The sequence below is a fragment of the Acetobacter sp. AN02 genome (genome assembly GCF_029759835.1).
Classification (GTDB): Bacteria; Pseudomonadota; Alphaproteobacteria; order Acetobacterales; family Acetobacteraceae; genus Acetobacter.
Genome location: NZ_JAJJND010000089.1, coordinates 1 through 10,167, shown reverse-complemented (window position 1 = coordinate 10,167; position 10,167 = coordinate 1). Strand labels below are relative to the sequence as shown.

Annotated in this window: 10 protein-coding genes; 8 read left to right on the top strand and 2 right to left on the bottom strand. The window is 59.7% G+C overall.

What is annotated here, in order from left to right; all coding sequences use genetic code 11:
* The first annotated feature begins 67 nt into the window (after positions 1-67).
* The 8 genes from LOC54_RS09920 to LOC54_RS09885 all read left to right on the top strand — a co-directional run bounded on the left by LOC54_RS09920 (position 68) and on the right by LOC54_RS09885 (position 9,193).
* Complete coding sequence (locus LOC54_RS09920; RefSeq protein WP_279313656.1) at positions 68-220, top strand: glutathionylspermidine synthase family protein; 153 nt, start codon at positions 68-70, stop codon at positions 218-220.
* Positions 221-278: 58 nt separating this feature from the next.
* Positions 279-902 carry a hypothetical protein gene (locus LOC54_RS09915; protein WP_279313655.1) on the top strand — a complete coding sequence of 208 codons (624 nt, stop codon included), beginning with the start codon at positions 279-281 and terminating at the stop codon, positions 900-902.
* Between the two features lie 74 nt (positions 903-976).
* Positions 977-3,241 (top strand): ATP-dependent helicase, encoded by a 2,265-nt coding sequence (locus tag LOC54_RS09910; protein WP_279313654.1) that lies wholly within the window; start codon positions 977-979, stop codon positions 3,239-3,241.
* A gap of 2 nt (positions 3,242-3,243) precedes the next feature.
* Entirely contained in the window at positions 3,244-4,152 is a 909-nt protein-coding gene (locus LOC54_RS09905) for a 50S ribosomal protein L11 methyltransferase (protein WP_279313653.1), read from the top strand.
* A gap of 17 nt (positions 4,153-4,169) precedes the next feature.
* Positions 4,170-4,667 carry a GNAT family N-acetyltransferase gene (locus tag LOC54_RS09900; RefSeq protein WP_279313652.1) on the top strand — a complete coding sequence of 166 codons (498 nt, stop codon included), beginning with the start codon at positions 4,170-4,172 and terminating at the stop codon, positions 4,665-4,667.
* A gap of 345 nt (positions 4,668-5,012) precedes the next feature.
* Positions 5,013-6,341, top strand: coding sequence for a cytochrome c (locus LOC54_RS09895; RefSeq protein ID WP_279313651.1), 1,329 nt, complete (start codon positions 5,013-5,015; stop codon positions 6,339-6,341).
* Positions 6,342-6,363: 22 nt separating this feature from the next.
* Positions 6,364-6,858 (top strand): (2Fe-2S)-binding protein, encoded by a 495-nt coding sequence (locus LOC54_RS09890; RefSeq protein WP_279313650.1) that lies wholly within the window; start codon positions 6,364-6,366, stop codon positions 6,856-6,858.
* Entirely contained in the window at positions 6,851-9,193 is a 2,343-nt protein-coding gene (locus LOC54_RS09885; RefSeq protein ID WP_279313649.1) for a xanthine dehydrogenase family protein molybdopterin-binding subunit, read from the top strand. Before LOC54_RS09890 ends, LOC54_RS09885 begins: the two co-directional genes overlap by 8 nt.
* A gap of 35 nt (positions 9,194-9,228) precedes the next feature.
* On the opposite strand, the gene LOC54_RS09880 is transcribed toward LOC54_RS09885, so the two are convergent.
* Entirely contained in the window at positions 9,229-9,510 is a 282-nt protein-coding gene (locus tag LOC54_RS09880) for a SelT/SelW/SelH family protein (protein ID WP_279313648.1), read from the bottom strand.
* The gene (locus LOC54_RS09875) at positions 9,507-9,956 is read right to left on the bottom strand and encodes a SufE family protein (RefSeq protein WP_279313647.1); all 450 of its coding nucleotides are present in this window, start codon (positions 9,954-9,956) and stop codon (positions 9,507-9,509) included. The genes LOC54_RS09880 and LOC54_RS09875 overlap by 4 nt, the downstream gene beginning before the upstream one ends.
* Between the last annotated feature and the right edge of the window lie 211 nt (positions 9,957-10,167).

The following is a 10,167-nucleotide window of genomic DNA, read 5'->3' as shown; positions in this document are numbered from 1 at the left end:
GAACAACCTTGGCGCATCATGTCAATCGGACTGCGAGATTGGGCTCATAGGTTCTAGCAATCAACGGTTGGTATCAGTCGGCTCGTGGATGATCGGAGACAGATTTGCGGGCATAACCATGAGAGAGAGCAGAGATCTGATCGTAAGACACACATCGCCCGTAGTGCCGCATGTCGTCCGCAGAGGCGGAATAACGGGGAAAATCAACTCATGGCTGTGACCCGGATCTTCGGGCTGTATTACGGAACAGATCCTCACATTCGGAAAACGGATATATCATGAGCGGACAGGTCGCCTTTGCGAAACTCAGATCTCTGGCATCCGGCAACGAACTCGCGGGGGATATAAGGCAGGCCAATGGCGGATTGTCGCCTGCGGAAGGCAGATATGATGATCGTTCCTGCGCCATGAATGCAACCGTCATCACCGCAAGGCTGATGAATAAGGCGCCCTGTGACCTCCTGCCCCCAGAAACCGTCATTAATCCAACTGGCGGTATCACCGCCCGTATCATGAAGGAACTTGACGCAGGTAAACTCCTGACGTTCCAGCTTGCCTTTGCTTCCCCACAGGGGCATGGCGCGGGTGACCATTTTTTCTGTGCCTTCCGCCTTGATGCCAACACCATCATCGTCGCCATGGGCTGGCAGGGTATTTATGATTTCAAGCAGTATTTCAATGAAAACGAAGGCGGTCGCTTTGCCCGCAATATATTCAAAAAAGCCATGAGTGATATTGCGGACGGAGAAATCCGGGGTGTCCTCAGCCTGAGTGCATTCCTCGGAACCTCGCGCGAGGATGAAGAGGTGTCTCCGGGTATCGGTATTCCTGCACGGGTGTACAGGGAGATCAGCGGCACGATCTGCAGCTTCAAACCGATTCTGGTCTACTCCCTGTCCTGAAGCTGATCCTCGGGCACGGCACCCGGATATATCGACCCTTCCACACGCAGCCTCCGCCCCCTATAACTCTTCCCGTGACTTCCTCAGCCTCCCTTCCGCCCGGCCCTCCTTCAGACGGCGACGGCTATCTCGCACGGCTCAATCCCGAGCAGCGCGCCGCCATTGAGACAACCGAAGGCCCGCTGCTCGTCCTTGCAGGCGCGGGCACGGGCAAAACCCGCGTGCTGACAACACGGTTCGCACATATTCTCCTGACGGAGCGTGCGCGCCCGTGGCAGATTCTTGCCGTCACCTTCACCAATAAGGCGGCCAGCGAGATGCGCGAACGCGTCTCCGCACTGCTTGGCCAGGCGGCTGAGGGACACTGGCTCGGCACGTTCCATGCCCTCTGTGCACGGATGCTGCGCCGCCACGCCGAACATGCGGGACTGACCAGCAGTTTCTCCATTCTCGATACGGATGATCAGCTCAGACTGCTCAAGCAGGTGATGCAGCCGTGGAATGTTGATCTCAAACGCTGGCCCGCTCCGGGTCTGCTCGGGGTGATCCAGCGCTGGAAGGACCGTGGCCTGACCCCGGAACGGATCACGCCGGCCGACGATACGGATTTTGCAGACGGAAAGGCCAGGCAGATCTATCAGGCCTATCAGGCCCGCCTTCTTGAGCTCAATGCGTGCGATTTCGGCGATCTGATGCTGCATGTGACGGAAATTCTCCGCAACCGGCCGGATGTCCTGGAGCAGTATCACCGCAGCTTCCGCTATATTCTGGTCGATGAGTATCAGGATACGAACACGATCCAGTATCTCTGGCTCCGCCTGCTTGCCCGCAGAACGGATGGCCCGGCCAATATCTGCTGCGTGGGAGATGATGATCAGTCGATCTACTCCTGGCGCGGTGCGGAGGTGGAAAATATTCTGCGCTTCGAGAAAGACTTTCCCGGCGCGAAAATCGTCCGCCTGGAGCGCAATTACCGCTCTACCGCACAGATTCTGGGCGCTGCCGCCGGACTGATCGCCCATAATGACAGCCGCCTGGGCAAGACACTCCGTCCCGGGCACGACGACGCGCAGGGCGGGCCGGTAGAGATTAACGGCGTCGGGGATTCCGAAATCGAAGCCCGCAGCGTGTGCGATGAGATCGATGCCCTGCGCCGGAGCGGACATAAGCTGGGAGAGGTGGCGATCCTGGTACGCGCGGGCTTCCAGACCCGCGCGTTCGAGGAGCGCATGGTCCAGACCGGTATTCCCTATCGCATCGTGGGTGGTCTGCGGTTTTACGAACGCTCCGAGATTCGCGACGCTCTCGCCTATATGCGGGTCATGGTGCAGCCTTCGGACGATCTCGCCTTCGAGCGGATCGTCAACGTCCCCCGACGCGGCGTCGGCCCCGCGGCACTGCAGAAAATCCGTGCCGAAAGCCGCAATCTCATGACGGGACTGGCCGGTGCCACGGAGGCCATGCTCGCTTCCGGCGCCCTGCGCGGCAAAATGGCCGATCAGCTTTCGGAACTGATGGGAGCTTTTGCGAAAGGACGCGCGACGCTGGCGCAGGAAGGACATGTGGTTGCCGTCAATACCCTGCTGGAAGACGCGGGTTATCTTGCCATGTGGAAGCTGGACACCTCACCCGAGGCCCCCGGACGGCTTGAGAACCTGAAGGAACTGGTCCGCGCGCTGGCCGATTTCGGAACGCTGCGGGAGTTTCTGGACCATGTGGCGCTCGTCATGGAGAACGAGGGAAATGACGAAGGCGGACGCGTTTCCGTCATGACACTCCACGGGGCGAAAGGCCTGGAGTTCGACACCGTATTCCTGCCCGGCTGGGAGGAAGGCGTTTTCCCCTCCCAGCGCACGCTGGATGAAGGCGGTCTGAAGGGGCTGGAGGAAGAGCGGCGGCTGGCCTATGTCGGCCTCACCCGCGCCCGCTATCGTGCGGTGATCTTTCATGCCGACCGGCGACGGATTTTTGCAAACTGGCAGGATGCGCTCCCCAGTCGTTTCATTGAGGAAATCCCCGATGAATACGCCGTGCGGAAAAATCAGTCCCCCCGCCGTATCCCGCAGGAGGACTACAGCGGTTTCTTCTCGGATTCAGTCTTCAGCGCCCCCCGCCGCACATCCGCACCTCCCCGGACCGCATCGCGCAGTAATGTTGTCTCCTTCAGCACTGTCCGCCGGACGAGGGAGCAGGAGAATGCACCTGAAATCGGCTCCCGTGTCCGCCACGCGAAATTCGGCGAAGGCATCGTCGTCAGCGCAGACAGCGGCGCGGCGGAGGTCGCCTTCGACAGCGGCGATACGCGCCGGGTCATCCCTTCCTTCCTTGAAAAGCTCTGATCATGCCGCCAGCCGCACGCCGCCACGCCACTTCCCTTGAAACGGTTGCCGTCACGGTTCCTGAACCTGCCGTCGAGGCCTATGAGTCCGCCATTGCCTGTGTCTGCACCACGGTCGGAATTTTCGAGGTGGATGAGGACGAACGCATCTGGCGCATCGAAGGCGTGAAGGATCAGGGACATGCGGAGCCTGAACTGATCTCTGCGCTCGCCCTTGCTGCACTGACGACCGGCATCGACGCCACGCTTGAACGCAGCACGACAGAGGCGGAAGGATGGCTGGCCCGGACCTGTGAGGCCTTTCCGGAACAGGAAGCCGGACGCCGCTTTATCATTCGGGGCACGCATCTTCCCGCGGAAAAGCGCGCCGGGCGCATCACGCTCACTCTTGATGCCGGAATCGCGTTCGGCTCCGGCGAGCACGGCTCCACACGCGGCTGCCTCCGCGCTCTGGAACACATCGCACATCGCAAGCCCCGCCGTATCCTTGATCTCGGCTGCGGCTCCGGGATCCTTGCCATGGGAGCCGCAGCCCTGCTGCATCGTCCGGTCCTTGCCGTGGATATCGAACCCTGGTCCGTGCGTGTGGCGGCTTCCAACGCCACGGGTAACGGCCTTGGCGGGCTGCTCACCTGTCGTCACGGCAACGGGTGGCGCACGCCGGAAATCAGGAAACAGGCTCCTTACGATCTCGTATTTGCCAACATCCTGGCCCGTCCTTTGTGTAAGATGGCAAAAGACCTCGCCCGCAACCTCACACCGGGGGGCATGGCCATCCTTGCGGGACTGCTCAATACACAGGCCCGCATGGTTCTGTCCGCCCACCTCCGGCAGGGACTGATTCTCGAAACCACGCTTCGCGAGGGGGACTGGGCGACGCTGATCCTGCGAAAACCCGCGGGATTCCACTGAAAACAGGATAAAGCATCATGAATATCCGCATCCGCCCGGCAAAGAGCAGCGACCTTCCGTCCATCCTCGCCATCACCAACCGGGCCATTGCGGAGACGAACGCCCTGTGGGTCTCCTCTCCCTTCACGCCCGAACAGCGCCGGGAATGGATGGATGGCCGTATCAGCGCCGGTTTTCCGGTGCTGGTCGCAGAGGATATGGACGGCACCATCGCGGGTTTCGGGTCATACGGCCCGTTCCGCAGCTTCGAGGGGTATCGCCTGACAGTCGAGCACTCCCTCTATGTCACGCCCGAGGCCCAGGGCCAGGGGATCGGCGGATTTCTTCTGGATGCCCTGATCGAAAAGGCACGCGGCAGCGGAATGCATGTGATGGTCGCAGCCATTACGGGCGGAAACGAGGCCTCCATCCGTCTGCACGGTTCCCGCGGCTTCGTTCACGGCGGCCTTCTTCCCCAGACCGGTATCCGCAAGGGAGAGTGGCTTGATCTCGTTCTGATGTATCTGATTCTCTGACGGAAAGCAGGTTTCCTGACCCGGAAAATGACACCAGGTGTCATTTTTTTTGGTTCCTCTGTGCCTTCAGCTTCTCTGCCATACGTCTGATTATTACATATTCCGGCATAATCCCTCCGGTTTTCCGCCAGGAATCCGGAGGTATTTATTTATAAATGTCTATATATATGAAAATACAGACAATACGCCCGTGCACGAATATGTTGAAGATACCCCCTTCATGACATATTAAGTGACATAGCGACATTATTTTCATAACGGGCCTTACAGCCTGACGATTTAACCGAACCTGATGCCTGCTCCTGATGCAGGCGTCCGGTGTCGTTTCTGTATTCCGGGGGTAAAGTGTTAAAACGCATCCTTCTGGCCATAGTCGGCCTTGTCGTCATCGGTGGCGGAGGCTTTCTGTGGTACGCATGGTGGCCGGGAATCCCGAAGATTTCTCCACCCGCCGCAGGCAGTTTCCCGGCAGCGAAAATCGAGCGCGGCCGCATCGTGGCCGCCCAGGGTTACTGTGCGGAGTGTCATACCCGCACCGATCTTGGCGGTGGTCCGGAACTTGCCGGAGATTACCGGATGGTCACGCCGTTCGGAGACATCTTCTCCCCCAACATCACCCCCGATCCGGAAACCGGCCTGGGTAACTGGTCCGAGGCCGCGCTCCGCCGCGCCATGCATTACGGTGTGTCCCGCGACGGGCATCATCTCCTTCCGGCCTTCGTCTACGATCATTTCACAAAAATGAGCGATGCCGATATCTCGGATCTCTATGCTTGGATCATGACCCGCAAGCCGGAGAAAATGACTCCGCGCCCGAACGGTTTCCCGCTGAGCATCACGCCGCGCATCGTTATGGCAGGCTGGAAGATGATGTTCTTCACCCCGGGACGTTATGTGAATGACCCGAAGCATGATGCACAGTGGAATCGTGGTGCCTATCTTGCGGAAGGCGCATCCCATTGCGGTTCGTGCCACACGCCGCGCAACCTCGCCGGAGCCGAGAAAACGGGACACGCCTATAACGGGTCCGTCGTCGATGGCTGGATTGCTCCTCCGCTGAACGCCACCAACCCGACGCCGACTGTCTGGACAGAGGAAGAACTGTTCCAGTATCTCCGCAACGGCGTTGCCCCGCTGCACGGTCCGGCCGCAGGCCCGATGTCCCCCGTGCCGCACAGCTTCCTGTCAAAAATCCCGGAATCCGATGTCCGCGCCATCGCCCATTACTTCGCATGGGTCGATCATGCGAAAGAGCGTGAGGCCGGAGATACGAAGGCGCTGGCCACAGCCATGGAAGCGTCACGTAAGGATCTGACGGGTTTCCAGACAGATCCCGATGCAAGACTGTATCAGGGCGCATGTGCCGCGTGTCACTATAACGCTGCTCCCTCGCCCGTGCTCGGACGGCCGGAACTGGCGCTGAACAGTGCATTGTGGCTGAACGAGCCGACCAACCTCTATCTCGTGATGCTGCGCGGCATTTCAAACGAGGAAGGTCAGAGCGGTGTCGTGATGCCCAGCTTCTATAAAGCCCTTTCCGACAAGGATATGGCCCGCATCGCCGCCTGGCTGCGTCGCACCCGGACAACCCTGCCTCCATGGACGGATCTTGAACACAAGGCGGCCGAAGCACGGAAGCTGGTGGAACAGTCCCCCGTGAACGCGTCGCACTGAGCAGAGACCACGGAGCCATATCATGATCACATTCAGACTCAACGGCCGTGACGTCTCGCTTGATGTCCCGGAAGATACCCCGCTCCTCTGGGCCATCCGCGATGATCTCGGGCTGACCGGAACCAAGTTCGGCTGCGGCGTCGGGCAGTGCGGTGCCTGCACCGTGCATGTTGGCGGACGCGCCACCCGCTCGTGTATCACCCCGATCTCTGCAATTCAGGGAGCGGATGTCACGACCATCGAGGGGCTTGATCCGCAGGGCAGCCATCCCGTGCAGCAGGCCTGGCGCGAGATTCAGGTTCCGCAGTGCGGATACTGCCAGTCCGGACAGATCATGCAGGCGGCAAGTCTTCTGAAGGACTATCCCTCCCCCACCGACGAGGAGATCGACGGTGTGATGGGCGGCAGCCTGTGCCGCTGCATGACCTACATACGTATACGCAAAGCGATAAAGCAGGCGGCAGAGCTGGCCCGGAATTACGGCAGCGCCACCGAGGGAGACAGCAGCAATGGGTAATCCCGAACGCATCTTTGCCCGCAGGAGCGGCAGGGCGGGTAACGGATTATCCCGCCGCAGCTTCCTGATGACCGCCCTGGGTGCCGGACTGACTTTCGGTTTCTCCGGTAAGGCTTCCGCCGAGCAGATTATCGGTCCGGATGGTAAGGCCGTTCCCTCTCCGGTTCCTCCCGGTTTTGAGCCCACGATCTGGTGCAGCGTGCAGCCGGACGGCTTTATTGACGTGAATATTATCCGGGCAGAAATGGGCCAGCACGTCGGTACGGCGCTTGCCCGTATTCTCGCGGATGAGATGGAAGCCGACTGGGAGAAGATCCGGATCGTCCATGTCGATACCGACCCGAAATGGGGCATGATGGTGACGGGCGGATCATGGTCCGTCTGGCAGACATGGGACCAGTTCCGCCAGGCCGGGGCCGCTGCCCGTACGGTCCTGACCGAGGAAGGCGCAAAGCTGCTTGGCGTGCCTGCTGATCAGTGCACGGTTCGCAACAGCGTGGTCAGTGCCGGCACCCGATCTGTCAGCTTCGGGGAGATCGTTTCCCAGGCGAAGCCGACTCGCAGCTTCACTCCGGATGAGATGGCTAAGCTGCCGCTCAAGACGCCTGGTGAGCGTCGCCTGATCGGTCAGCAGGTCAAAGCGCTAGATATTCCTGGCAAGACCACCGGAGAAGCGGTCTATGGCATCGACGCCAGGGTGGACGGCATGGTCTATGCCCGTCCGAAGATACCGCCGACCCGCTACGGCTCGAAGGTTCTTTCAGTCGATGACAGCGCGGCGAAGAAGGTCCCGGGCTATATCCGTTATATCGCTCTGGATGATCCCTCGGAGACCGTTCCGGGCTGGGTTGTCGTGCTGGCGTCTTCCTACCCTGCGGCCATCCGGGCCACCGATCTTCTTAATGTCAGATGGCAGGCCGGAAAGACCGCGCATGTCAGTGAGCGGGATATTCTCGATCACGGACGCCAGCAGACAGCCAGCAGTTCGGGCGGGTCCCGCATTATGGATGACAAGGGTGTTGATGAGTCGTTCTCGAAGGCAGCGCATGTCTTTGAGCGGACCTACACCTGCGGCAGCGTGATGCATTATCAGCTTGAGCCCATGAACGCCCTTGTGTTCCTCAAGGACGGTAAATGGGAAGTTCATTGCGGTAATCAGTGGCAGACGCTTTTCCTTCCTGTCTTCGCCAAGGCTCTTCAGGTTCCCGAAGAGCAGATCATCATGCGCAGCTACATGCTCGGAGGCGGCTTCGGCCGGCGTCTGAACGGCGATTATGTTGTGCCTGCAGCTCTGGCGTCCAAGGCGATTGACGGAAAGCCCGTCAAACTGATCCTGACGCGATCTGACGATATGCTGTTTGATTCCTTCCGCTCTCCCTCGGTTCAGACCCTGCGTCTGGCCATGGATGGCAAGAAGGGCTTCAGCGGATTCCAGCATCATGCCTCTGCAGGATGGCCCACGCAGGTCATGGCCGAAGCTGCAATGGAAAAAGGGGCTGACGGAAAGCCGTATGATCAGTTCGCCATTTCCGGTGCTGACACATGGTACGACTGCGGCCCGATGCTTGTCCGCGCCATCAGCAACGATCTTGCGAACGACACTTTCCGTCCGGGCTGGCTGCGTTCGGTGAGTGCAGGATGGACCCCCTGGGCTACGGAGCAGTTCTGGGATGAGGTTGCTCACGAAATCGGACGTGATCCGGTTGAGCTTCGTCTTTCCATGCTCAACGGTGAAGGGCCTGACGGTCGCAATAAGGGGAAGGCACCGGACTCCACCGGAGGTGCCCTGCGGCAGAATGCCGTTCTCAGGCGACTGACTGAGAAATGCGGCTGGGGGCAGAAACAGTCCGACCCGGATACAGCGCTGGGTATCGCGACCGGCTTTGGTCAGGAACGCGGTATGCCGACCTGGACGGCCGGTGCTGCACTTGTCCACGTCAATCGTGAGACCGGCGTCGTTACGTGCCGGAAAATCTGGATCGTGATCGACGCAGGCACCATCGTGGATCCGGATGGTGCTCTGGCGCAGACTGAGGGCGGTGCTCTGTGGGGGCTCAGCATGGCGCTTTGCGAGGGAGGCGAGATTGTTGACGGTCAGCCGAAGGACCGCAACCTCGACACCTATACGCCGCTGCGTATCACGGACGTTCCGGAGATGGATGTGGAGTTTATCCATAGCACGGAAAAGCCGACCGGTCTGGGCGAGCCCGGGGTGACGACCGTTGCTCCGGCAATCAGTAACGCGATTTTCAATGCTGTCGGTATCCGGATGAGGCATCTGCCGATACGACCGGATGATGTGCTGGCAGCACTCAGGGAAAAGACACGCAGCTGAGGATCAGAGCCCCGCTTTTCAGCGGGGCTTTTTTTTCAACGATCGATATGTCCCAGATCACGATCGGGGGCGATGATATCGCGGATACGCTGTTTGAGTTCCTTCGGTCCGGGAAAACCACCATCCCGCTTACGCTCCCATACAAGCACATGATCGGCCATGATTTCGAAGCGCCCCCCGGTATCAGGAATCAGGGCAACTTCTTTGATATCACGACCGAAGGTTGAGAGAATTTCCTGTGCCATCCATGCAGACCGCAGGAGCCAGTTGCACTGCGTGCAATAGCGGATGGATATTGCCGGGCGTGGCCCGCTCACTCTGCGGACCTGTCCTGTGCTGCGGCGGAGCGGATGGCCTGAGCCATTGCCTCGACACCATTTCCCCTGTTGGCTGAAAGAGCCTGCACCAGTCCGAGTTCGTGAAGAAACTCCGGTCCGGTTGCAAGAATTTCCTCAGGCGGGCGCCCGGAATAGACCCTGAGAAGCAGGGCCACAAGGCCCGAAACGATAGCTGCATCCGAGGCTCCTGCAAAAAACAGGTCATCTCCCTGATGCTTTGCTTCCAGCCATACCTGACTCTGGCAGCCCGGAACCCGATGGGCGTCGTTTGTCCATTCCTGAGGAAAGGCAGGCAGGGAGCGGCCCAGCTCGATGATGTACTGGTAGCGCTCCATCCAGTCATCAAACATGGACAGCTCTTCGCCGATTGCGGCAATCGCCTCGGCCGCGGTTTCATCCTGGGGATGAACGAACGGGTCCGCCATAACGGTACCTCCGGAAAATATTCAGTGTCCGGAAGGAAGCCCTTTTCCCGCTTCAGATCAAGCCTGGAAGAGCGACAGGCTGTCCTGCCTTATACCAACTCTGGGATGCCCTGACTCATATTTGATTTCTTTAGCAGCCTGTCGGGTTGGGGCACACTGTGAAGTGGTGATGTTGTAAGGTGGTGAGATGAGCAGCTTCATCCCGTTTGAC

Bases quoted from the DNA above. Each gene is read 5' to 3' on its own strand.
- LOC54_RS09915 (WP_279313655.1), top strand. From the start codon at position 279: ATGAGCGGACAGGTCGCCTTTGCGAAACTCAGATCTCTGGCATCCGGC.
- LOC54_RS09905 (WP_279313653.1), top strand. From the start codon at position 3,244: ATGCCGCCAGCCGCACGCCGCCACGCCACTTCCCTTGAAACGGTTGCC.
- LOC54_RS09900 (WP_279313652.1), top strand. From the start codon at position 4,170: ATGAATATCCGCATCCGCCCGGCAAAGAGCAGCGACCTTCCGTCCATC.
- LOC54_RS09890 (WP_279313650.1), top strand. From the start codon at position 6,364: ATGATCACATTCAGACTCAACGGCCGTGACGTCTCGCTTGATGTCCCG.
- LOC54_RS09885 (WP_279313649.1), top strand. From the start codon at position 6,851: ATGGGTAATCCCGAACGCATCTTTGCCCGCAGGAGCGGCAGGGCGGGT.
- LOC54_RS09875 (WP_279313647.1), bottom strand. From the start codon at position 9,956: ATGGCGGACCCGTTCGTTCATCCCCAGGATGAAACCGCGGCCGAGGCG.